Origin of the sequence: Bacillus sp. S/N-304-OC-R1 (assembly GCF_019749375.1) — a bacterium.
Lineage (GTDB): Bacteria > Bacillota > Bacilli > Bacillales > Cytobacillaceae > Cytobacillus.
In genome coordinates this window covers 258,433-283,745 of record NZ_JACWFE010000013.1, presented here as the reverse complement: position 1 = coordinate 283,745, position 25,313 = coordinate 258,433, and the positions used below count along the sequence as shown (strand labels likewise).

The following is a 25,313-nucleotide window of genomic DNA, read 5'->3' as shown; positions in this document are numbered from 1 at the left end:
TTCCAGACTGTGATATCAAAACAAAAAAGCCTGAAAATCAATGACTTCACATCAAAAATGAGTGAAGCAATGATCTTCAGACTTTAGAATAAGACGAAGAAATGAGATACAAAGTATCCCTATCATTGCTTACTCATAGTCGGATTATTTACGGTAATCCGGTAGAAACTTGCGAGCCTTATCCCCGCGATTATATGAGTGAAGCTATTTAATTTTAATTATTATTTTGCGATAAAAGTATTATAACATCTATTCATTAGAAATCAACAGAATTAACATTAATAAACACGAATTATTTTTCATTTTTTCATGTAATCGTTCGCATTTCATTCTATTCCTTGCAAGATTCCTTGCCGGTAAGAATTCCAAGATTTAAATTATTGCTTTTTTAAAAAAAGCAATGGATAGGAATGCTTCACAATTTCTTCACATTTTTCATCCTTTCTGAAAGATGAATACAACTGAAATATCAATTTTTCACTATTAACATAGTAGTAAAATGACGAATGAACAATTTGTGAACTCCCGAAATCCATCTAGATTCTCCCAAATAGTAGAGTATTATGAAATTGTAATCATTTACTTTTTCCAAATGTCCGAAAGGAGTGAAAGAAAATGGCAAAACCTGAACTAACCAGAAAAACAGAAACTGAAGTTGAAGATTCTTCTTCCTTAAAGGGGACGTTAGCATCCGTTTTCATTTTAGGTATCATCCTAATTGCGACTTGGGCTGGCGTATACACATTATTCTTAGATCGTTCTTAATAGCTGAAAGGGGAAAAAGCCATGCATATGCATAAGTTTGAAAAAATCTGGCTTATTTTTGGAATAGGATCGCTGCTAGTATTTCTAACCGTATTAGGAGTTAGCGCTTTCTATCTTGGAAATCAGCCGCCAAGCTGTTTAGCAGTCATTGATCCAGAAAAGGTGGATACAACTGCTCCTTTTAATGAGCCTGGACTTAAAAAGGTAGAAGGAAAGGAATGGGATTACGAATTAGTATTTGTAGCTTCTGCCTTCAATTACAATCCAGGAGAAGTACAAATTCCTAAAGGTGCGAAGGTAAAAGTTATCGCAACAACGAAAGATGTCATTCACGGCTTTGAAGTAGCAGGAACAAACATTAATATGATGCTTGAGCCCGGCTTCATAAGTGAAAAGATTTATACATTTAACAAAACTGGTGATTTTTTAATCCTATGTAATGAATATTGTGGAATTGGTCACCACATGATGACTTCGAAGATTGAGGTGGTTGAATAATGCTTAACCGAGAAGCGAATATAAAAGTTGACCGCCGTGACGGTAAATTAGCAATGGCCCACTTCTATGTGGCGTTCATTGCATTAGCAATTGGCGGACTTGCGGGATTATTACAAGTATTAGTTCGTTCTGGAAAATTTGTATTACCAGCAGGTATTGGTTATTACCAAATACTAACTGTACACGGGGTTGTTCTTGGACTTGTACTTACTACATTCTTTATTATCGGATTTATGGTTTCTGTCGTTAGCAGAACAGCTGGTACATTTACTGGCCATCAGCGTGCTATAGGCTGGATTGGCTTTTGGATAAAAACAATCGGAACAACAATGGCTGCTGTTATGATCCTATTAAACGAAGCGACTGTACTATTTACTTTTTATGCACCGCTTCAAGCACATTTCCTCTTCTACTTAGGATTAACACTAGTTATTGTTGGTACTTGGTTAGATAGCGCTATTATGTTTATGAAATACGGACAATGGAAAAAAGCAAACCCTGGTCAGCCTAGTCCGTTATTAACATTCATGACTGTTATTACTTTTATTATGTGGGACGTTGCAACAATCGGTGTAGCAACAACGGTATTATTCCAATTACTTCCTTGGTCTCTTGGCTGGATAGATACAATCAATATTGGTGTTAGTCGTACATTATTCTGGTATTTTGGACATCCGCTCGTATATTTCTGGCTGCTTCCTGCTTATATGGCATGGTATGTTATCGTTCCAAAGATTATTGGCGGAAAAATATTCTCAGATTCTCTAGCTCGTATGTCTTTTATTCTGCTATTGCTATTCTCAATTCCGGTTGGATTCCACCATCAATTAATGGAACCAGGAATTGACCCAGCTTGGAAATTCTTGCAGGTTGTCTTAACATTCTTAGTCGTTATTCCTTCTATGATGACAGCTTTCTCATTATTTGCTACATTCGAAAGCTTCGGTCGTTCTAAAGGCGCAAAAGGTCTGCTTGGCTGGATGAAAAAGCTTCCTTGGGGAGATGCACGTTTTACTGTTCCTTTTATCGGGATGCTAGCATTCATCCCTGGTGGAGCTGGTGGTATTGTAAACGCTTCCCACCAAATGAACCAAGTTGTTCATAATACGATTTGGGTTACTGGCCACTTCCACTTAACTGTGGCAACTGCTGTAGTGCTTACATTTTTCGGTGTAGCTTATTGGCTAGTGCCCCATTTAACTGGCAGAACGTTTACGAAGAAAATGAATAAATTAGCTATGATTCAAGGAATCACTTGGGCAATTGGAATGACATTTATGTCTGGTGCCATGCATGCTGCAGGCTTACTAGGTGCACCTCGCCGTTCAGCCTTCTCGGAATACGGCGGTGCTGCACAAGCTGCTGAATGGGTTCCATATCAAATTGCACAAGCTGTTGGAGGATCCATTCTATTCCTGTCTATTATCTTAATGCTCTACATTTTCGTTAATCTTGCGTTTTTTGCTCCAAAAGGTGAACAGGACTTCCCTGTCGGAGAAGTTGCTGAAAATGCTGAAAAGACACCAATGGTATTCGACAACTGGAAATTATGGCTGGGAATTACAGCTGCATTAATTCTATTTGCTTATACACTTCCATTCATCGATTTAATCCAGAATGCTCCTCCAGGTGCTAAAGGGTATAAGTTCTGGTAATAAGAAAAGCTTCAGCACCTTGAGGCGCTGGAGCTAGACAAAATAAGCACTCCGTATTTTCGGAGTGCTTTTCTCATGAGATTTTTTGCTGTACTGCCTCTGATCCCTTTTTTCGAAACGAAACATTAACAATAATGACTGAGCATAGAATGATTGCTGCACCTAATATTTGAATAACCCCAAGCTTTTCTCCATAAAGAATGACGCCTAATAAAGTTGCAACAACAGGCTCAACGGTTGCAATAATAGCAGCCTTGCTCCCCTCTGTTTTTTCCAGTCCCCACGTATAAATGAAATAGGCCAAAACAGAAGGAATGAATCCTAGACCCATACCATATAAAAGGACATTCACATTCATCAATAAATCGAACTTTTCCCACAGCTGTGTAATCGGCAGCAGGAATACGGAAGCGACAATAAACGTATAAAGCGTAACCGTAAAAGGCTGATATTTCATCAAAGCAAACTTTCCAAAGATTGTATATAAGGCGTATCCAAGCCCTGAACCTAATCCTGTTAAAATCCCCATAATGGTAAGAGTGCTATTCCCTGCCGACACCCCAGCAATTAATATACATCCTACGATTGTTCCTAACACAGCTAAAATTTTGTTTACATTTAGACTTTCCTTCAAAAAAATAAAGGATAATACGGTAACAAATGCAGGTGCCGTGTATAGTAATATTACAGCAATCGAAATATTCATTTGGCTAATCGCCGAAAAATAGCAAAAATTAAAAAATACAATACTTAATATTCCTGTTCCTATAAATAGTTTAATATCAGAAGCTTGCTTTAATTTCATATGGCCTCGATACTTAATGAGACCGATCAAAATTAGAAAAAGAGCGGCATAAATAACACGAATCGCAACGATTTCCATTGATGTGAATCCGTAATCTGCCAAACCCTTTACAAAGATTGCAATGATTCCCCAAAGGCTGGCTCCTGCTGCAATCATAAAATATGGTAGAAGCCTTTTCATTCTATTCTCTCCTTAAAAGAAGGGAATGACCTAAGTCATCACCTTCTTCAGCTGTAAAAATCTACTCCTCTGCTAACAACCAATTTACTGCATGGAAATTCCAATTAATTTCCCCCATTTAATTGGTAAACACTTGAATATTTTTCATATAAATAGTCAACTAAATATTGCGCATTTAACCCTTCACCTGTCACATCTTGAAGAATTTCTAGCGGCTTTTTCAATTTGCCATATTTATGGACCTTGTCAGTGAACCACTCTTTAATTGGAAGCAGGTTTCCTTGTTCTAAAAGCTCGTCATAATTAGGCAGATCCTTGAGCATTGCGTTTTTCAGCTGTGCTGCATACATATACCCTAGTGCATATGAAGGGAAATAGCCAAAGCTACCTCCTGACCAATGTACATCCTGAAGTACACCCTGTCCATCGTTATCTGGCTTAATTCCTAAATATTGCTCATATTTTTCATTCCAAATTTTCGGAAGATCTTTAACCTCTATTTCATCATTAAACAAACCCTTTTCAATTTCATATCGAATAATAATATGGAGCGGATATGTTAATTCATCCGCTTCAATTCGAATTAAAGAAGGCTTAGACTCATTGATAGCACGGTAAAAATCTTCAAGTTCAACTTCATCGAATTGTCCATTTGAATAGGACTTTAATAAATCATAATTATTCTTCCAAAACGAAGGATGGCGTCCAACAAAATTTTCATAAAATAATGATTGTGATTCGTGAATGCCCATTGAAGTGCCATCACATAATGGAGTGCCAATTAATTCTGATGAAAGGTTCTGCTCATATAAAGCATGACCGCCTTCATGTATAGTGCCAAATACGGCTGTACGAAAATCCTTTTCATCATATTTTGTCGTGACCCTTACATCTCCAGGATTTAATCCTGTCGCAAAAGGATGAACGGTTTCATCTAACCTTCCAGCATTAAAGTTATAGCCCATTTGCTGCAAAATATCTAAACTAAATTGACGCTGGTTTTCTTTAGGAAATTGTTCAAATAAAAAGCTTGTCTCTGGATTATTTCCTGATTCCGCAATTTTTTGTACGAGCGGAATAATTTTATCCCTTAATTCACCGAATACTTGATCTAAAACCTCTACAGTAATCCCAGGTTCATACATGTCTAAAAGAGTATTATATTTGTTTCCTTCATATCCCCAATAATTAATAAAACGCTTTGTCGTTTCGACCAGCTTCTCCAAGTACGGCTGGAACATGGCGAAATCAGATTGTGCCTTCGCTTCTTCCCAAATGCTTTCTGCCTTCGCTTGAAGAATCACATATTCCTTATACTCATTTGCAGGAATTTTTTTATTCTGGTCATACTCCTTCTTACATTCTGCAACTGTCTTCCTCATTATTTCTGATAAATCTTTTCCATCATTGCTTGTTAATTCTTCTATGTATCCAGCCATTTCCTCAGAGGTAGACATTTTAAAAACATCTGAAGAAAGCATTCCAATGACTTCTGAACGCTGCTCAACACCTTGTTTTGGCGCTCCCGTACGCAAATCCCAATAAATTAATGATAAGGCCTCTTTATATGCCTCTATTTTCTTAACATACTCTAAGAATTCTTTCTCAGTTTGCTGTAACTCCACAGTCATGGGATTACCTCCTATTGTTTAAATACTCTTTCTATTTTAACACATTCTTTTGAAAAAACGGGGATATAAAAATCCTATTATGTAAAAAAAATACAACAGGTTATTTTATTCAGCAGCAGCAATTTTTCTCACCCTTGCTACTTTAATTTTCTATTACTGTCGTCACACTAATCGTTTTCTAATGGAAAAACAGGTATAATAGGATGGAAAGACTACTACCTTTAGGAAGAGATACTATGAAACAATTTATTTTATTTATCGTTTTAATTTCTTTTATCGATATGTTCTCTCAGCTTCCTATCATGAGCCCATTCGCTAAAAGTTTAGGGGCTGCCCCTGCTTTAATTGGGATTGCTGTTGGAATGTATTCCTTTTCAAATATGTTCGGAAATATTTTGGCAGGCTATTGGATTGACAGGCATGGGGCAAAAAAGGTACTGATTTCAGGCTTTTTCCTAACTGGTCTAATACTAATACTCTATGTTTTTGTTACTACGCCTTGGCAATTAATCGCTGTAAGATTTATCCATGGATTATTTAGCGGTTTTCTAGTACCAGCAGCCTTTACTGTTATTGCTAATAGCAGAAAAGATGGCAAGCAAGGAAAGTCCATGGCTGTTTCAGGAGTTGCAGTAGGGATTTCAGCCATTATTGGTCCGGCTTTTGGTGGAATCGTTGCATCTAAATTTGGGGTTAATTGGGTATTCATTATTATTGCCGCCATCATGCTTCTGATTGTTGTCATTTCTTACTTTATTATTCCTAACAAACCTGTGCCAATAACAAGAAAAATTGAACCGCCTGTCACAACTCTTTTTTCTCTTGTAAAAGCACCTATGCTTGCAGTTAGTTTTATCGGTGCGTTTTCTTTAATGTTCGCTCAAGGTGTTCTTGCTTATATGCTGCCTCTGCAAGTCGAGTCACTGCAATTAGAAACACAATATAGCGGGATTCTTATGAGCACATTTGGCATAACAGCAATACTAATATTTGCATTGCCTACGAATCGATTATTCGATCATTATCAATATCAGAATACGATGATGATTGGTATGAGTATTATTGGAATAGCCCTTATTTTACTTAGCCTTTCTTCTACTCTATTTCTATTATTTATTTGTATGATCATTTATGGAATGGGCTTTGCATTACTATTTCCGTCAATATCTGCGATGTTAGTGAAAAATACAGATGAGGAAACGAGAGGGAAAGCATTTGGATTATTTTATGCTTTTTTCTCACTTGGAGTAGTCGTCGGCTCCTCCTTAACAGGTGTTTTGTCCGTATCTTTTGCTGCAGGCTATATTATTGCAGCATGTATATTATTCGTTAGTACGATATCGTTGCTTCTATATTTTCGAAGAAAGGCAAGTGTTTCAGAAAGCTTGCAGTGATTCAGGTGAATGAAATACAACTAACACTTCGGTTCCATAGTTATGATAAAAAGGAGAAATCCGCTTTCAATAGCGAATTTCTCCTTTTTTATCATTTATTCAACAGAAACAGGGAGCACACTCTTAATTTGCTTTACTAGTTCCTTATTCTCGTTTTCTTTCATTAAAATATGGACGATTCCTTTATCTTCATGCGTTCTGATTAATCTGCCGACGCCTTGTCTTAACCTTAGCAGCATGTATGGTAGATCGACCTCTGCAAAGGGATCTTTAGCACCTTCGCGTTTTGCTTTAAAGACCGGATCGCTTGGAGGGAATGGCAATGAGAAAATAATGACGTTCTCAAGTGACCGGCCAGGAACATCCAATCCTTCCCACAAGTGGACCGAACAGAGGACAGACTGCTCTTCATTTTGAAAATTTGACACAAGGGTACTAATTTCAGCATCTCCTTCAAAATAAATAGGAAAATCCGTTTTGCCTTCTATCGCATTTTTGAAGCGGGATAGTTCTGATTTTGTGGAAAAGAGTACTAAAGCTCGTCCTTCAGATTCTAATAACCGCTCCTTTACATATTGCATTTTTTCTTCTAGTGCATTTTCTGGGAAATCCGGCATTTTGATAACCATATTATCCTCATAATCGAACGGAGAGGAAACCGTGAAGGATAAGTAGCTATCAATTCCTAAGCTTTTTGCCATATATTCAAATGACTTATTTTCTGAAAGAGTGGCTGAAGAAAAAATAAACGGCATTTTTTGAGAGAATACCTCGTCCCTCATAATATCCTCAACCATTCGAGGCATGATTACAAGCGTTCTTTCGCCAGCGTTTTCTTCAAACCAAGTAATGCCTTTTAAATCTTTTAAAAATAAAGATAGAGAATAAGAGATTTGTTCTAAATATTCCTCTACTATTTTTAAATCATAATCATTGATTACATACATTTCACTTTCGAAAACAAGCTCATCCTCCAGTGTGCTAATTAGCTGAAGAAGCTTATTCCCTTCTTTTAAGACTTGTTCAGTCTTTTTTATTTCTTTTTTATCCGAGCCTTCTGCTAAAGAGGAAGATTGCTCTAATGCAAAGAAAAATCGCTCGTTTTGAATAATTGTTTCGTCAATTACGTTCAAAGTACTTTCCCTAACATCATTTTCCATGAGTCTTGTTAGCAATGACTCCAGTATTTGCTCAGTAAATCTATAGGTTAATGCTTTTTGAGAAGCAAATTCCAATAAGTGCCCTTCATCAAAAACCACACAAGAGCTTTCTGGCAAAAGAGGCAGCTGCCCTTCTCGTTTTCGAGATTCCTTCGTCCAAATATGCTCCATATAAAAATCATGCGAGCAAATAATTAAATCCTTTGCATTCCGATAATAATCTCTATTCAATGTTTGTCCACAGCGATGCCGTTTTTCACATGTAAAACAATCTTGAAAAGGATCCCATCCAATCTGATCCCATTTTTCATCTGTTAATTCAGGGTATTCCTTCCGATCGCCATATCTTTTAAAGCTTTGCATTGAAGAACCTGAATGGACAAACTCTGGAAGCTGATCATAAATTGAATTGTATGAATCGATATCATCACTCGCTATGAGCTGATCTAGCTTGTTTAAGCATAAATACTGGTCTCTCGACTTTGCTAGCCGAACATCAATATTTAAATTTAGAGCCTTTTCAAGCTTTGCAATATCGCCTTCTTTTTTCACAAGCTGCTCGATTAACGTTTCATCTGCACACGCAATAATAGCCGGTTTATTTATGTAACGGGCATAGGCTAAGCTATATAGTAAATAAACAATTGTCTTTCCTGTTCCTACTCCAGCCTCCGCAAATATTACCTTTTTTTCTTTAAATGCCTTTTCAAGCTGAAAAGCCATAAAAATCTGTTCGTCACGTAGCTCAAAGCCAGCATCAGGGAGAATATCGTAAAAAACATCACCAATCCACTCGCTTAATTTATCAAAAAAAGATTCACTTTTGGACAATGCAAAAGGCAGTCTGCTTTGCATAATACCCCTCCGACATATAAAAAATTTAAGCGTCTCTCATAAAAGACGCTTATTTCCACACCTGTATCATTATCTCAACATTGATTCACTATTAAACAAAAGACATCAACAATTTTATCGTAAATGGGGAAAGTGTCAAGTCAGAAAAGCGGAAGCGCCTTCGGAACAATTAAAGGACAATTGTTCCTGCGATGAGCATTCTAGAAGCTTTCCTTTGTGGTCACCCTCGACAAGCACAAGACGAGCCTCTCGGAAAGGTGAGCTCTACCTTTCAGGGTTAGCTTGTGACCTCGAGGTCGACAAAAACGCGACGTCCTATCACATTGTCGACACTAGTACATCCTGTGCGTCGGGGGTAGGCGCTGGAGCTTGACAGTTCTCTAAATTAAAAAAGCTTACTCTATTTCCATAAAAGAAGCCCTGGCTCACACAGCCAGGGATCATGTTCAATAGCCGATTTTTTTATGTACAGAAGAAATCGAAAATGTCATTGCTTGCTGAAGTTCGTTTTGAGCCGTTTGCAGCTGTTCGATAGCTACAGACGATAAATTTTGATCTTCTTTTACCGCTTCAATTGTATTCGATAATACTTGAGAGATTTTATTAAAATCGATATTGGAATGCTTCACTGCATAGCCCTCCTAGCCTTCTCTAATGATACACATATTGTATTCAAGGACTGTAGGTGTTATGCTTCTCGAGAATCATTTCCAAATATCTAATAATTGTATTTATTTTACTTTTAAGGGGAATTTCACTTTACCTTTGGAGGTCTTTTGCCCCAATATTGATAGTAGTCCGTTTTAATAAACCCATTGAATAATTTGCGTTTCTTTGTCGCTTGTTTTCCAAAACATTTTTCAAATTCTTCATCTGACGTAAGAATATAAATGGACCATGTATCAAGCTCTGCAAGAGCCTTGCCCATTTCCTCATACATTTTTTGAACGGTAGGCTTATCCCCTAATCTTTCACCGTATGGAGGATTTCCAACGATCACACCATACTCTTTATTGGTCGTAAAATCCTTTACTTGCATTTGTTTAAAATTGATTAACTCGCCAAATCCAGCTTCAAATGCATTCTCTTGGGCTATTTTCACCATTCGATGGTCAATGTCAGTTCCCGTAATATCAATTTCTTGATCATATTTCGCTAAATCTTCAGCCTCTGTTCTAGCCTCATCCCAAACACTCTCAGGCACCCATGCCCATGCCTCAGAAATAAATTCACGATTGAAGCCTGGTGCGATATTTTGTCCAATCATGGCCGCTTCGATAGGAATTGTTCCAGACCCGCAAAAAGGATCGACAAACGGTTTATCGGGTGTCCAATTGGTCAGCATTACTAGTGCAGCTGCCAGCGTTTCCTTTAAAGGAGCCTCACCTTGTTCGGCACGATAACCGCGTTTATGCAAACCGCTTCCGCTCGCATCGATTGTTAACAGGGCAACATCTTTATGGATGGCTACTTCAATCTTAAATAATGGGCCATTTTCATCAAACCAGCCCGTTTTTTTGTAATGAGTCCGCATTCTTTCTACAATTGCCTTTTTCACGATCGCCTGGCAATCTGGTACACTAAAAAGTTTCGACTTTACAGATTTCCCTGTTACAGGAAACTCTGCATCTTCTGACAAGAACTTTTCCCAAGGCAGTGCCTTTGTTTTTTCAAATAACTCATCAAACGTTGTGGCTTTGAATTCTCCAACCTTTATACGAACACGATCAGCTGTTCTAAGCCACAAATTCGATCTTGCAATCGCAAGAGCATCTCCTTTATATGTAATTCTGCCGTTTTCAACTTCACAATCATATCCAAGTGCGCGTACTTCTTTTGCAACGAGTGCTTCTAATCCCATTGCCGATGTTGCGATAATGTCATATTTTGTCATAAATTCACCCTACTTTAATATTTCCGTATTCCAGTTATCAAAAAATGTTAATAGCTTGTGTAAAGGGATTGGTTTAGAAATATAATATCCCTGTATAAAATCACAATTTTCATTCTTCAGAAATTCAAATTGCTTTTTGTTTTCTACCCCTTCGGCAACTACCTTCAAATGCAATCGATGTGCCATCGTAATGATGGCCTGGACAATAGAGCAGTCTTCCTTATAAGAGGATATTCCATTAATAAAGCTTTGATCGATTTTCAAAGTATCGAGGGGAAAACGATTTAAATAGCTTAAGGAAGAATAGCCTGTACCAAAATCATCTATTGATAATTTTAGCCCAAGTTGCTTAAGTTTAACAAGCCTATCAACTGTTTCATCTGCTTTAGGCATGATCATACTCTCTGTTAATTCAAAATCCAGATAAGTAGAATTCACATTAGTTGTTTGTAAAATCTCACTAATTGACTTTACAAAATTAACTTGATTGAAATGAATCGCCGATATATTAATGCCCATTCTTATCTTATTATGCCCATGTAAATGAAGAGTTTTTAAGTCTTCACACGCTTTTTGAATAATCCATTCACTAATGGGCATGATTAATCCTGATTCTTCTGCAAGAGGAATAAATTCGGAAGGCGGTATCAGTCCAAGCTTTTCTTGTTTCCATCTGACTAAAGCCTCAACGCTGACAACTTTATTTGTTTGTGAATCAATAATAGGATGATAAACAAGAAATAATTCGTTTCGGTCTATAGCTTTACGCAAATAATTTTCTAACATCATTTGTCTTGATTCGTTATGATGCATCTGTGTATGATAGAGCTCAAATTGATTTCTACCCGCATTTTTCGCCTCATACATCGCTTTATCTGCGTTTCTTAATAATGTTTCAATGTCAGTGCCATCAAGAGGAAATAAACTGATCCCAATGCTTGTTGATATATACACTTCCTGCTTATCAAGAAGAAATGGCCTTGTTAAAGCATCTATTATCGTTTCCGCAATTCTTACTGCTTCCTTAGGATGCTTAAGGTTTGGCAAAACGATTACAAATTCATCACCGCCAAGACGGGCAATCATATCTTTATTTTTCAATAGCCCTTTTAATCTAGCGGAAACATTTTTCAGAAGCAAGTCTCCATAATTATGACCAAGTGTATCATTAATTTGCTTGAAACGATCTAAATCCAGAAAGAGAACAGCTAAAATCTGATTATATTTTTTAGCGGTATAAATTAATCCTTCCAAACGCTTATTTAAACTATAGCGATTAGCTACACCTGTTAATGAATCATAATGAGCTAAATATCTTAATTGATCCTCTGCGTGCTTCCTATCTGTAATATCAGAAAAAACAGCAACAAAATTGGTAATGAACCCTTGTTCATCTTTAATACAACTTATTGTAATCCATTCTAGAAAGACATCGCCATTTTTGCGTTTATTCCAAATTTCACCTTTCCATTGCCCCTTTTCATAAATTTCTTTCCACATATTTTTATAGAACTGGCTATCATGAATGCCTGATTGAAGAATATTTGGATTTTTCCCTATCACTTCTTCAACATTAAATCCAGTTACAATTTCAAAGGCAGGGTTTACTGAAAGAATTCTGGCATTCTGGTCTGTAACCATAACACCTTCACTTGTATTTTCAAGAACCTTTTCTGCTAATTCCATTTTATTTTTTGACATTCTTTCAAAGGTCAAATCTTTAAATATAACGAGATATTTTACATCATCTCCTTCATTCAATAACTGAACTGTCAAAGAAGCGGGAAAAATATCTCCATTTTTTCTAACTAATCGAGCCTCGCCTTCCCACTTGCTCTTCATCTCCAGATAGCTAAAAATAGCTTGGAATATTTCCACTTCATGAAAGAAACTAAGCAAACTGCCGCCAATGGCTTCATCCTCTTGTAATCCAGTAGAGGCATTAGCCTTTGGATTTAATGACAAGATATTAAAATCTTTGTTTAAAATGATTACTCCTTCATCTATACTCCTGATTACGATCTCTGATAATGTCATTTTTCTCTTCCTTAACACCAGAAATTTTCATTGATATTGTTTTTCCAATCGCATTTTTATCATATATTTATTCACCAGAATATACAAGATTTGCAGAAAACTATATGTAATCAATCATTAGAGCAAGTCAAAAAATCTTCATATTTATAAAAAAAGAAAAGCTCTCCTCTAAAAGGAGAGCATCAGTTTCATTCATTCATCTCACTAATAACGTTCTGTAAGCCATGTTTTGTGCCTTTGTACTGCATACGACCCTAGGTCTCGTACTCAGGTGGTAATCATCTATCTACAGGTTTAACCTGTCCTTCTCCTCGTTGAATTCCTCAGAGAAAGTGCCCCTACCATAATTTGGGTTTCTCGCTCGCGGGGTTTACCTCGTTCCACCCTTTTCATTTCTGAAAAGGCTCCGTCACTGTGGCACTTTCAAGGTAGTCATGCCATATCCAAAAGGACTTAGGCATTTTCCCTGCCGTCAGCCAAGCAAATGTAAGCATCTGCCTAACTGCCCTAGCTTATTTATTGGCTAGGCACGAACACTACAAGCATCTCAGCCTGTGCGAGCATGGACTTTCCTCTACAATTTGCTATAAGCTCATTGCAGCGATTACCCGAACGCTATTAATGATCACAAAAGTTATTATATGTAACTTTCAGCTGAATAGCAATGGATTTCAATTTGAAATTAAGAAAATATTTGTCAATCGTACAATTTACTTCCAAATACATGCTTTTCTAAATTAGACAGCCTTTTAAGAATATCAAAATTCGTTGTTCCTGCCGTTTGTGTAGCTGGTCGTCTTGATGATTCTTCAAGCTGCTTTCTTAATCTCATATTTTCCTGCTGAAGCTCTTCAATTTCTTGATGGAAGGTTTCATAGTCCTTTATAACCCAATCTAGAAATTTATCTACCTCTTCAGGTTTGTATCCTCGCATTGCCGTTTTAAATTCTTTTTCCAAAATATCTTTAGCCGTTAATTTCACTTTATCGGATAACATGATATCACCTCAAAGTTCACCATCATCATTTCTATTTTTTCAAAGATAAGTATTTTTGTCAATTTTCTTTAGAACGAATTATTAATAATCATTGAATTTCATTTGTTCTTCCTCAACAATTGCTTGTAAATCATCAAAACTAACCAGTCTAATTTCATATTTACTCATCTCTGAGCGCTTTTTAGCCTCTTCATAAAGGTATTTAGGGCTTCCTTCTTTCTCTGTATCATAAAACAATAGAAGAACATCACTTTTATTAATAAAGAATTGATTTTTCAAGCGAAATTGCCATGGCTTTTCATATGGTTTTCTTGAAACTGAATCAACAAAATCAGCTTGTGCCAAAACAAATTCATAGTATTCTTTATTTTCTTCCTTCCAAGATTCCTCCTGATTTAAAAAAGGAGTCACAACTGCTAGCTGAAGATGATATCCTTCAGCCTGAAGATCAAAAACCACCTCTGCTGACCATAATTCTGTACCTAGCTGGCCGCTGATCATGACCCATTCAAGCCCTTCTTCTAATAATGCTAATAGGTGATTACGAATGGCTTTTTTTATATAATGGACAGCTGGGTCATCATGTTTGAATATCCCTAATTCATATGGTTTATAACCAGAAATAATTACAACTTTAGACATTTTAAACCCTTCTTAAATAAAATTTCTAAGAAAATTGAAGAAATTTTATCTCATTAAATAATACAATAATTATGGCAGGAATTATATAAAAAACAAGAGCATAATAAATATGCTCTTGTCATATTATATCCTATTTTTTCCTAAAAAATGGTCCAGCTCCAAATCCTGGTCCAGGTACACCATAAGGAGGAGCAGCTCCTGCTACTGGTGCACCAAACCCTGGTGCTCCAAATCCTGGAGCAGGAACAACTCCCGGCCCCGGCGGTGCTACAAACTGTTGATTTGTCACTTCATTCACAACAGATTGAGTGTGCGGGAAGGAATGAACATGCTCAAAATTAATATGGTTTACAGTAGTAGTATGACTAGGATGAATATGTGGCACAATATTATTCTGGAAAGTATGATTTACACAGCATTTTGTCGGATGAACGATTGCCGGTAATACATTTGTAGGTCTTGGTCCACAGTACATTTAAAGATCCCCTTTCTTCATGTTTTATTTACATTAACAGCCTATGTAGAAGAAAGGTATCTTGTACTAATGAAAAAACCTAATTTATCGTTTTTTCTTAATAATGTACTTGTGCCTAAATATTTATTCATTTTAGAACAAACTATAAACACTATCTTTTAGGTTAGAGAAAACAATTGCTACAAATAATACAACGAAAAAAAACATAAATAATATTGCTTTATACATGGTATCTGCCTCACTCTATTCCCTAAATAAAATCTGCACAATTACACATTTTACAGGTATTTCAATTTGCAGACAACTAGGAAATTAGTGGGTATTTCATTAATTTTTAGGCTGTTTTCGAAAAATTTGAACCGTTCCTTTCCGCTACAGGTACTTGCTTTCCGCGGGGAGGAAGTCGAGCCTCCTCGCCGTTCCTTCTGCGGGGTCTCGACCTTTCCTCTACTTCCCGCAGGAGTCGAGTGCCTTCCGCTCCAATCCACTCTGTGCTTTTAATATTGTAAAAAAGCAACATTCTTTTAGAAATTAGCTATTTATGAAAACTTTGTGAATTCCATTATAATTACTTTAATTTCTTATTCAGTCTTTCTAGTCTTATTAAGATTTCTGAATTTAAATCTTTGCTTTGAAACGTAGGATCCTCGTGATAAATGGATTGTGCCAAGGTTGTATACTGGAGAGCTTTTTTTATATCCATTTCCCGGTGTTCATATATTTTAGCAAGTTCAATACTAGCTTCAAGATTCCTAGGAGCCTCGCCTTTTTCAGCTACATCAGCCCAAAGGCTGGCCGCTTCCGTCCATTTTTTTTGCTTTTTATATTCAAAAGCAAGAGCATGTTTGGCTAATAAAGCATCAAGACTTGTTCCTTCAGAAATTTCAGAGAACGTCTTCTTCGCTGAAGCAGATTCTCCTATTTGCGAAAACCATCGGCCTACTTCAAACCGCTCTTTTTCTGTCTGTTCCACGTCCATCCCTAATATTTGAAAAGAAAGATGAGTATATAAACTAATTAAAGACAAAATATCTAATTCATTATGCTTTAAAATCCCGATCATTCCCTCAGGATTTTTTGATTGTACATAATCAAAATAGATCATCGGTGCAAGATATCCTGGAAGATCATCTTTTCTTTCAACGCCTAACACTTCTTTTTCTACAATTGAAAGCTTTAGCCGCTCTAATTTATGCTTCCACATCCGCCTTGATGCATGATACAAATCAAAATGTCCGAATGGGGGCAGCTTCGGCACTTGATCTCGGATCAATGTATGCCGTGTTTTTACTTGCGGCCAATCAAATGATTTCCCATTATAGGTAGCCATTGTTTTATAATCAACACTCTCAAGAAAGCTTTTATATAATGGAACCTCCGCCCCAGGATGCGGAAGAATATGCTGCTTTAAATGAACCTTATCTCCTTTAAAGCTAGCAGACCCAAGAATAAAAATCAAATTTCCGCTTCCTCCCAAACCGGTTGTCTCTGTATCAAAGAAAAAGAAATGCTCTGGCTGATGTCCTGCAGCTGAAAGCGGATGTTGAAAATTAGCAGAATTCCATTCTTCCACTGCATCGTAAAATTGAGCAAATGCATAGTGCCCATGTTTTTCGTAAATCGAATATTCCTTTTCTCTTATCAAGCAAAAATCTCCATCAAAATAATATGGTAAAACTCCATTTTGTTCCCACACTTCGCGATAAGGAAAATCCTCCAGTTCAACTTGTTCCATGTTTATTTGAACAATATTTTTACTCTCGTGTGATAAATGCGGTTTTAAACGATTTAGTTTATTTTTAATGGACATACTTTTCACCACTAGTTTCTCTATTAGAAATAAAGCTAGACAATATTTTTATGACATCAGATTTGGCTGTCTCAGATGACGTGTCTGTTCCAATACAAGAAGGACATCCTTGCTCGCATTGACATTTGCGGACCATTCCTAATGCTTCCTTCAATACATGTTCGAATCCTTCGTAAATCTTTTCACTTAAACCAACACCGCCTGGATATCGGTCATAGAAGAAAATTGTCGGTTTTTCATTATGGGCAGCTTTCACCTGCGGAACAACATGAATATCCTGAGGGTCACACATTACAAATAATGGAGCAATATGCCTTAAAGCATGAGCTGAACCTATAAGCCCCTGCTCTAACCGCTCCTTATTGTCTGAAAAAAGGGTATCATTCATCGAAAACCAAGTCGAGCTTGTATGAAGTTCAGCCTCCGGAAGCGTAATCGGCCCTGAACCAATATTCTCGTGCGTTTCAAACTTTATTTTCTTAAAAATTGTGGCCATTGCCACTACACTGACATCACCATAACCAATTTCTCCCGCAGAAAGGAATCGCTGCTTATCCTGCTGGATTACTTTCAGTTCTACCGCAAGATTGGCATCTGTGAAATAATCAACATCTACTTCCCGAACAAAAGCTTTTTTCTCTTCCCAATCAAGTATCTCCACTTGAAACTGCCTTCCCTGATGCAGATAAATTGCCTCTTCATGGAGCAGGGTCATCGCAGAAAATTGGTCCATTTCACCAATTACCTTTACATTGGCAACATCAGATTGATCAATAATGACGACATTTTCTTGGGAAGCTGACCGCAAACTAATATTATGAGCAGGAAATGAATCATTCATCCAATAATATTTAACGCCATTTTGAAATAGGACCCTTTCCTCCACTAAATATTCAAGCACTTCTTCTGTCTCAAAAGACCCAAAACGTTCACCAGCATGAAATGGAAGCTCAAAAGCTGCACATTTCATATGATCGATTAAAATAATTAAATTATCTGGCTGGATTCTTGCAGTTTCAGGGCTTCGTTCAAAGAAATAATCTGGATTTTGAATAACATACTGATCAATTGGGCTGCTGCTCGCAACCATAATGACAAGTGACTCATCATGCCGGCGGCCAGCACGTCCTGCCTGCTGCCATGAGCTAGCAATTGTTCCCGGAAACCCATTCATAATACATACTTGAAGCTGGCCAATATCAACCCCTAGCTCAAGAGCATTCGTACTAACTACTCCATAAATTTCTCCTGAGCGCAACCCTCTTTCGATTTCCCGCCTTTCCGTTGGCAAATACCCCCCACGATAGCCACGGATTGCTTTAGGACCTAATTTATGCTTCACTAGCTCCTGTAAATAAGTTAATAGAATTTCAACCCTAACCCGGCTTCTGGCAAAAATAATAGTCTGAACTTTATTTTCCAGCAAAATCGAAGCTAGCTTTCTTGCTTCTAAAGTTGAACTTCTTCTAATATTTAATGGTTTATTAACAATTGGCGGATTGTAAAAGACAAAATGCTTTCTCCCGCTTGGAGCTCCATTGTTATCAATTAGTTCTACCGGTTTTTCCGTTAATTTTTCTGCAAGCTCCAAAGGATTGGCAATCGTAGCCGATGTACAAATGAAAATAGGATCACTTCCATAAAACCGGCAAATCCTTCTTAATCTTCGGATCACATTTGCCACATGACTTCCAAAAACACCCCGATAGATATGTAGTTCATCGATAATAACAAACTTCAAATTTTCAAAGAGCGATACCCATTTTGTATGGTGCGGCAAGATCGCTGAATGCAGCATGTCCGGATTTGTAATGACAACATGTCCGGCTCTTCGAACTTTCTGGCGAATATTCGCAGGAGTATCACCATCATATGTATAGCTATTTATATCTAATCCAGTTTCATTAATAATCTCATTGATTTCACTTTTTTGGTCTTGAGCAAGGGCTTTTGTCGGAAACATATAAAGCGCTCTTGCATGAGGATTGTTAATAATCGTTTGCAGAACAGGCAGATTATAGCAAAGCGTTTTTCCGGATGCAGTTGGTGTGACTGCGACAAGGCTTTTCCCCTTCATAGCCGTTTCATATGCTGATCTTTGATGGGTATAAAGATTTGTAATCCCTCTCTTTTGTAATGCGCCTTTAAGCTCAGTGCTAATATTTATTGGCAGACTTTCTACCTTTGCCTCTTTCTCTTCAATCGTATGCCAATGAACGATATTCTGCTTAAAGGGCTCTGAGTCTTTCATTTCCTTCATTAAGTCTTGCAAGCTTCTCCGTACTTTCATCACATTCACCTCATATCTATCATTCTAGCGAATAAGCGTTCGTTTTTAAAGCGATATTTGGCTTTTCATACCTTCAAAAAATGTTCAAATTCTTCCAGAGAGAGCAAGCATTTTTTGTGTGCCTTTTTTGTTACAATATTAGTAACGTTATTTCATTAAAAATAATCAATAACTTTTTTACAATTGGTTTACTTTAGAGGTGATTAAATGAATCAGATAGACATTAAGAATATGCTTTCCCAGTTCACTCTCTTTAAAGAGCATAGTGATTCTGAAATTAATAATATTGTCAATATTTCAATCTCAAGAATATGGAAAAAAGGCAGTCATGTGTTCATGCAGGATGATCCGTTAGAAAATGTTTATTTTATTCAGAGCGGTCGAATTAAAATTTATAAAAGTGATCTAAATGGCAGAGAGCAAATCGTAGCCATTGCAAAAAAAGGAGAAATGTTCCCCCATGTAGGCTTTTTTCGAAAGGGAGGATACCCTGCTTTTGCAGAAGTACTGGAGGATTCTAATCTAGTTGTTGTTCCTATCGATGCATTTGAGAAAATTTTAATAGACAATCCTGAGTTATGTATAAAAGTTTTTAAGGTACTTGGAGAAAAAATTGTTGATTTGCAAGAACGGCTTGAATCCCAAATATTGAATAATACGTATGAACAAATAATTAAGCTCCTCGTTCGGCTGGCAAGAATACACGGCCAGAAAATGGACAATGGTTTATATCTTTTAAAATCTGAGTTTACAAACAAAGACCTTGCCAATATGATCGGTACAACAAGAGAAACCGTCAGCAGGACATTAACAAAGCTGAAGAAGGACGAATTAATTGAAACAGATTCAGCCGGTAATATTATTATTGATCCAAAATCTTTATTAGAAGAAATCCTATAAAAAAGGAAGAAGAATCACTATGATGTGATTCTTCTTTTTGTATTACTGAAGCATTTCTTTAAGATCATCTTGGGCATTTCCAATTAATTTTAAATTGAATGTATCCTGAAGTACATTCATAACCCCTTCAGAAATAAATTCAGGAGCCTTTGGCCCAATCCGAATGTCTTTAATTCCTAAGCTAAATAACCCTAATAAAATAGCAACTGCCTTTTGTTCAAACCATGAAAGGACGATGCTCACTGGAAGCTCATTGATTTCACATTCGAACGCGTCAGCTAGTGCCTTAGCTATTTTTACTGTTGAGCCTGAATTATTACATTGACCTAAATCAATATAACGTGGGATTTCTGTTCCAGGTACAAATCCATAATCCACATCATTAAAGCGGAATTTTCCACAAGACGTTGTAAGGATTACCGTTTCGGGAGGTAAAGAAGTGGCTAGTTCACGGTAATACTCACCGCCTTTTCCTGGTGCATCGCAGCCTGCAATTACGAAAAACCGTTTAATTTTTCCTTCTTTTACAGCTGCAATCACTTCTGGTGCAAGACCAATAACTGTTTCATGATGGAAGCCTGTCAGCAATGTCTCATCAGAATCGATATTTGCCTTTGGCAGCCCAAGTGCTCGATTAATGAGCGGAGTAAAATCATCATTCTCGATTTTTCGAACATTTTCCAAGCCTGCCACTTCATAACTGAACATTCTGTCTGCATATGAACCTTTTATTGGCATGACACAGTTAGTAGTCGCTAAAATGGCTCCAGGAAACTTTTCGAATAATCGGCGCTGGTCATACCACGCTTTCCCAATATTGCCTTTTAAATGCGCATATTTTTTTAATTCCGGATATCCATGTGCAGGAAGCATCTCAGAATGTGTGTAAATATTAATCCCTTTTCCCTCTGTTTGCTTTAACAGTTCTTCGAGAGCGAATAAATTATGACCAGTCACAATGATGCATTTACCTTCAATTTTATTTTGTGAAACACGAATTGGCTGTGGAATGCCCAATCTTTTCGTGTGAGCTTCATCAAGTATTTCCATTACTTTTACAGCTGATCTTCCTACCTTCAGTGCCATATCAATATGTTCCTGAACATTAAAATTTGAGTTTGTTAGCGTTAAGTATAGTGCTTCATGAGTAGTTGCATCCACAAACGGATCTGTAACCCCAAGCTGATTAGCATGTGTACGATATGCAGCAATCCCCTTTAAGCCGAAAATAATCGTATCCTGTAAGCTTGCGATCGTTTCATCTTTTCCACAAACTCCTATTACCTTACATCCCCCGCTTGGCGTTTGTTCACATTGGTAGCAAAACATATTTGATCTCCCCTATTCTTTTTGAATGTAAATTAAGCATATCGTCAAATTTACATACTTAGTGTGACGCTAATCACGCTCAGTACATATGTCATTAATTGTTCAAAAACTTTAAATAAATGAATAAACAAGAACATTAACCTAGCATATGTCATAGGATATTGTGGCTAAATCATATGAGGGGGCTGAAAAAATGAGTAATCAAAACAAAAAGGGGAAAAATGAGCAAGTTGGAGATTTAATGAAGACGATGAATCTATTTTTTAACGAAAAGCCTGTAAGAGGTTTTCTACAAACAATGGATGAGTTTTTCAAGAATCCATTTCCTTTTCATTCGCCTTTTCACGTTGATGTCCGTGAAACATCGGAAGAACATATTATTACCGCAGAACTCCCTGGAATTAAACGGGAACAAATTCAACTGGATGTACTTGATAATTATGTCACTATATCTGTCCAATCAAATGAATTATACACTGAGGAGGACGATAACCAGAATATTATTAAGAAGCGACAATCTATGCAAAGAACAAGCAGAACTATCCCTCTCCCGCAGCCTATAATAGAAAGCAAGGTTAAAGCCACATACCAAAATGGACTTCTCAAGATTCGGATACCTAAACAAAAAGGAAAACAAATTAGTATCGTTGACATGGAATAAAAAAACAAGCAGTCTAGAAAACTGCTTGTTTATCTTTGTGAAGTATCGAGCCATTTATTAAAATAACCAGTTGGAACGCTAAAATAATTTTTGGTAAAGCGAATAAATTCTTGCGTATTTACTTCTTTATAGCGGAACTGATTATAGTAGCTTGAAAGGAATTCCATACTCACTTCTTTATCGTCTTTTCCCTTCCCCCTATACTTATCCTCCATCATTTTTAACATTTCAACTGCAGGCTGTCCATAAATAAAGCCTGTATTTTTTACTTTGTCTAATGGTACATTTGAGTACTGCCTTCCAATTGGAGGATCCGCATCTTCAATCAGCTTCATTCTGAATTTCGGAATGCTAAAAGCCTCATATTTCGTTTGATTCTTACCAGCATAGAAAAACATAGAGGTAGCAAATTCCGTTATTCCTTCATCCACCCATGCTTGATTGAATTGATCACTTGCCACTACTCCATAAAAATATTGATGGGCTATTTCGTGAACAATTGCGTTCCGGTAAAAGAAATGATCATCATAGTAAGGATTAATCGTTACAACCCCGGAATACTCCATAAACGGACCATTATCCAGAATAACATCCAATTGTTTGTGCGGATATTCTCCGATTTTCTCCTGATAAAAGCTTAATGCATCTTTTGCCAACAGCAAGGTTTCTTGAATATTTTTATTGTGGTCTGTTTTCGTAAACAAGCGAATTTTGACTCCGTCATTAGCCATCGTTTCATGTGTTTCCATATCCTTCATAATGGCAATGAAAAAGTCTCTCACTTTTTTTACTTTAAGCTCACCTTTACTTTCTTTAGCCAGTGCGTCGTTATCTGCAGAAGAAACAAGCTCGTATCCTTTTGGAATACTATACGTAACTTTGAAATTAGAGAAGTCTGTATGGAAAGTCTCCATTCCTACATCATAATCCGCTTTGTTCCATTTCCCATTTTGAAAGGTTGCCAGCATAGGATACCATTGAGCTAAATAATAGTTTTCTTTTTCCTTTGAAAATCGGTACCCTTCTTCAGGAACTGTAAATTCATAAACAATTTTTACTTTATGTTTCTTATTACCCTGCATTTTAGACGGCAAATTGATTTTTAACGTATCTTTTTCTAAACTGTACTGCGCCTTTTGTCCGTTAACGTTTATATCCTTAATTTCCACAGTTGAATATCCTTTAACTGATTGGAAGGAGTGACCTTTTTTAAATGCATTTGGGATTAGGTAGAAAACGAGCTCATCCCATTGGTCATTTGATTTATTTTTGATATTAATATTTGCCTCAGTACGGAAATCTCCCTTTTGATTCATTTCTAAATCAATATTATAAGAGGCTTCACTGTAATTTTTCACACCAATATCATTATCTTTTGTGGCCGTCACATATATTCCAGCCCCGATAAACAACACAAAAAGCACCAAAAAAGCCAGTTTTTCACCCGTGGGAAGAAAACGCTTACTTTTAATGTTATATTGTTTTCTCTTCGGCTTAATCCTCTGTGCTTGTCCTGTATTAATCCAAGGTGTTCTTGCGTAATTAGCCTGAAATCGGTTTTTCAGCCCGTTTGCCAATAAACTAAACGAAATGGTCGTAAATAAAAGAACGATTAAAGGGATTATAAGTATATGAGTGTTTCCATAAATATTCCCCCGTGCTTGTCCAACTAATCCAGATATTTCCTTCGAAACAGATAGGTAAATTAGGGGATCGAATCTAACCGTTGTCCCTCCAATAAAAATATTCATGAGAGAAAGCTGACCCATAATCGTAATGACATAAACAATTTCCATAATAAACATGACTAAAAGCGTTTCTTTCAATTGGGGAAAAATATGCTTCCAAATTAAGCGATTCCTGCCTGCCCCGAGAACATTTGCAGCTTCAATATATACAGATTTATACAGTTCAGCTGTTTTCTGTCTCACTGAAGATACGATACTTGGTATGCTGATAATCGATGCTATGATGATAAAATATCCTATAAGCGTGCTACTGTGTAAATAACTATTAAAGCTAATTGGACTCATAAAAAAATATAAAATTAGGAATAGTGGAATATAACTCCAAGCATTCTCAAAAGCCCCGATAAATCCCGGTGCTTTCTTCCAAGTGCCTACATATAAGCCAAGAACTGTTCCAAACAGCATTTTAATAATTGTAACAGTGATGCTGACGAATACTGTATATCGAATTCCATAAAGGATCATCGACATTAAATCATATCCCCATCTATCAGTCCCTAAAAGATAGCTTTCATTTTTAAAAGGAGCTAATGGCGGCGCTAATATCTTACCATTTATATATTGAGTTTCCAGCATTTCTGTTAGGTAATGTGGGGCCATCATTGGACCAAAAATACAAAGGAAAAGTACAACCCCTACAAAAAAGGTTCCTATATATAAAGAATAATTGAAGTTTAATAGTTTATTCATGTATAAATCCTCGTTTAAAAAGATAAAGTCCCAGTCTAATAGATACATAAACAATTCCTGAAATAATTAGCATCGAAAACAGCCCAATGGCAATTGGCTGAATTTCATTGCTTTGGAAAATAAATTTAGTAATTCCAGAAACATTCATAATATATTCGATAATAAAAAGGTTTCCAATTGCCAAGGAAATGACCTTGATTAACTCAGCCTTAATAAAAGGCTCGATATTTTTATAAATATGCTGGAAATTAATATAGTTTAACCTTAACCCCTTCGCTACTGCCGTTTTAATATAGTCTTCGCTGCTCGTTTGCACATATTTAACTGTCACGAGTTTAAACATGTACAACGTAGGTGCAATACCAACTAGTATTGTAGGAAACCATAGATTTAGTGCCCCTGCATCTGGACGTAAGGATATAATTCGTACTCCTGTCATTTTATAAATTTTAACAGCAGCAATTAAAGACATAATAATTAATATAAAATCAGGTATGGCTGCAAAGATGTTTAACACAAGATTAAAAAATTTTGTCAATCGAAAGCGGCTAACAAAGATACCAAAAATAAGACTAATGATAATGGAAACATTCACCCCGATCACCATTATCTTCAAGCTGTTAAAAAAGTTACCTTCTATGTCCCCTGCAATCTCTCTGCGCTGTGTTCCTAACTTATAGGTTCCTAGACTGCCTTTACTAATTTCACTAATAAAATCTCCATAAATCTTAGGTAATCTTTCGAGCTTCCATTCTAACCTGTGTTCAAGCGGGTTCACTTGGATTATCATTGGAATGGCAGCTAGCGCAAGTATTAAGAGGAAAATAATAACTATTTGCTGTAAAGATCTTAACATATGCATCCTCCATTTATTTTCATTTCTCTATTTTTTCACTT

Annotated in this window: 20 protein-coding genes, 1 other RNA gene and 1 riboswitch; of the genes, 6 read left to right on the top strand and 15 right to left on the bottom strand. The window is 36.6% G+C overall.

Translation table 11 applies throughout. The features are described 5' to 3' along the window. Positions 1-116: 116 nt before the first annotated feature. A riboswitch (purine riboswitch) is annotated at positions 117-218 on the bottom strand. Between the two features lie 397 nt (positions 219-615). The 3 genes from H0173_RS12030 to H0173_RS12020 are packed head-to-tail and all read left to right on the top strand — an operon-like array spanning position 616 to position 2,918. Continuing rightward, complete coding sequence (locus tag H0173_RS12030; RefSeq protein ID WP_221846760.1) at positions 616-765, top strand: cytochrome c oxidase subunit 2A; 150 nt, start codon at positions 616-618, stop codon at positions 763-765. Positions 766-786: 21 nt separating this feature from the next. Beyond that, positions 787-1,263 (top strand): cytochrome c oxidase subunit II, encoded by a 477-nt coding sequence (locus H0173_RS12025; protein ID WP_221846759.1) that lies wholly within the window; start codon positions 787-789, stop codon positions 1,261-1,263. Next, entirely contained in the window at positions 1,263-2,918 is a 1,656-nt protein-coding gene (locus H0173_RS12020; protein ID WP_221846758.1) for a b(o/a)3-type cytochrome-c oxidase subunit 1, read from the top strand. The genes H0173_RS12025 and H0173_RS12020 overlap by 1 nt, the downstream gene beginning before the upstream one ends. Before the next feature lie 73 nt (positions 2,919-2,991). On the opposite strand, the gene H0173_RS12015 is transcribed toward H0173_RS12020, so the two are convergent. Together H0173_RS12015 and H0173_RS12010 are read right to left on the bottom strand one after the other, a co-directional pair. After that, entirely contained in the window at positions 2,992-3,903 is a 912-nt protein-coding gene (locus H0173_RS12015) for a DMT family transporter (RefSeq protein ID WP_221846757.1), read from the bottom strand. 104 nt (positions 3,904-4,007) lie between these two features. After that, positions 4,008-5,534, bottom strand: a complete 1,527-nt coding sequence (locus H0173_RS12010) for a carboxypeptidase M32 (protein WP_221846756.1) — start codon at positions 5,532-5,534, stop codon at positions 4,008-4,010. Positions 5,535-5,770: 236 nt separating this feature from the next. On the opposite strand from H0173_RS12010, the gene H0173_RS12005 reads away from it, so the two are divergent. Further along, entirely contained in the window at positions 5,771-6,928 is a 1,158-nt protein-coding gene (locus H0173_RS12005) for an MFS transporter (RefSeq protein WP_221846755.1), read from the top strand. 95 nt (positions 6,929-7,023) lie between these two features. Here the strand turns inward: H0173_RS12005 and H0173_RS12000 are convergent, their stop codons facing one another. The 10 genes from H0173_RS12000 to H0173_RS11955 form a co-directional block, all read right to left on the bottom strand. Beyond that, positions 7,024-8,943, bottom strand: a complete 1,920-nt coding sequence (locus H0173_RS12000) for an ATP-dependent DNA helicase (protein ID WP_221846754.1) — start codon at positions 8,941-8,943, stop codon at positions 7,024-7,026. 446 nt (positions 8,944-9,389) lie between these two features. Further along, on the bottom strand, positions 9,390-9,572 hold the full coding sequence (locus H0173_RS11995) for a hypothetical protein (protein ID WP_221846753.1): 183 nt from the start codon (positions 9,570-9,572) through the stop codon (positions 9,390-9,392). A 125-nt stretch (positions 9,573-9,697) separates the two neighbouring features. Then, complete coding sequence (locus H0173_RS11990) at positions 9,698-10,837, bottom strand: THUMP domain-containing class I SAM-dependent RNA methyltransferase (RefSeq protein WP_221846752.1); 1,140 nt, start codon at positions 10,835-10,837, stop codon at positions 9,698-9,700. A 9-nt stretch (positions 10,838-10,846) separates the two neighbouring features. Then, positions 10,847-12,874: a sensor domain-containing protein gene (locus H0173_RS11985; RefSeq protein ID WP_221846751.1), complete on the bottom strand. Its 2,028-nt coding sequence runs from the start codon at positions 12,872-12,874 to the stop codon at positions 10,847-10,849. Between the two features lie 213 nt (positions 12,875-13,087). Further along, an RNA gene (gene rnpB / locus H0173_RS11980) (RNase P RNA component class B) lies at positions 13,088-13,490 on the bottom strand. Between the two features lie 81 nt (positions 13,491-13,571). Next, positions 13,572-13,871 (bottom strand): cell division regulator GpsB, encoded by a 300-nt coding sequence (gene gpsB, locus H0173_RS11975; protein WP_221846750.1) that lies wholly within the window; start codon positions 13,869-13,871, stop codon positions 13,572-13,574. Between the two features lie 81 nt (positions 13,872-13,952). After that, complete coding sequence (locus H0173_RS11970; RefSeq protein WP_221846749.1) at positions 13,953-14,513, bottom strand: SLOG family protein; 561 nt, start codon at positions 14,511-14,513, stop codon at positions 13,953-13,955. Positions 14,514-14,643: 130 nt separating this feature from the next. Continuing rightward, entirely contained in the window at positions 14,644-14,988 is a 345-nt protein-coding gene (locus H0173_RS11965; RefSeq protein WP_221846748.1) for a spore coat protein, read from the bottom strand. 568 nt (positions 14,989-15,556) lie between these two features. Further along, a complete protein-coding gene (locus H0173_RS11960; RefSeq protein ID WP_221846747.1) occupies positions 15,557-16,798 on the bottom strand; it encodes a ribonuclease H-like domain-containing protein in 1,242 nt (413 codons plus the stop codon). Further along, the gene (locus H0173_RS11955) at positions 16,788-19,088 is read right to left on the bottom strand and encodes a DEAD/DEAH box helicase (RefSeq protein ID WP_221846746.1); all 2,301 of its coding nucleotides are present in this window, start codon (positions 19,086-19,088) and stop codon (positions 16,788-16,790) included. The genes H0173_RS11960 and H0173_RS11955 overlap by 11 nt, the downstream gene beginning before the upstream one ends. Positions 19,089-19,295: 207 nt before the next feature. On the opposite strand from H0173_RS11955, the gene H0173_RS11950 reads away from it, so the two are divergent. Further along, positions 19,296-19,988, top strand: coding sequence for a Crp/Fnr family transcriptional regulator (locus H0173_RS11950; RefSeq protein ID WP_221846745.1), 693 nt, complete (start codon positions 19,296-19,298; stop codon positions 19,986-19,988). Between the two features lie 42 nt (positions 19,989-20,030). On the opposite strand, the gene hcp is transcribed toward H0173_RS11950, so the two are convergent. Beyond that, positions 20,031-21,317: a hydroxylamine reductase gene (hcp, locus tag H0173_RS11945; protein WP_221846744.1), complete on the bottom strand. Its 1,287-nt coding sequence runs from the start codon at positions 21,315-21,317 to the stop codon at positions 20,031-20,033. A 193-nt stretch (positions 21,318-21,510) separates the two neighbouring features. Here hcp and H0173_RS11940 point away from each other — a divergent pair, with 193 nt between their 5' ends. After that, a complete protein-coding gene (locus H0173_RS11940; RefSeq protein ID WP_221846743.1) occupies positions 21,511-21,978 on the top strand; it encodes an Hsp20 family protein in 468 nt (155 codons plus the stop codon). 29 nt (positions 21,979-22,007) lie between these two features. On the opposite strand, the gene H0173_RS11935 is transcribed toward H0173_RS11940, so the two are convergent. Together H0173_RS11935 and H0173_RS11930 are read right to left on the bottom strand one after the other, a co-directional pair. Next, a complete protein-coding gene (locus H0173_RS11935) occupies positions 22,008-24,416 on the bottom strand; it encodes an ABC transporter permease subunit (RefSeq protein ID WP_221846742.1) in 2,409 nt (802 codons plus the stop codon). Beyond that, entirely contained in the window at positions 24,409-25,272 is an 864-nt protein-coding gene (locus H0173_RS11930; protein WP_221846741.1) for an ABC transporter permease subunit, read from the bottom strand. Before H0173_RS11930 ends, H0173_RS11935 begins: the two co-directional genes overlap by 8 nt. Positions 25,273-25,313: the final 41 nt, after the last annotated feature.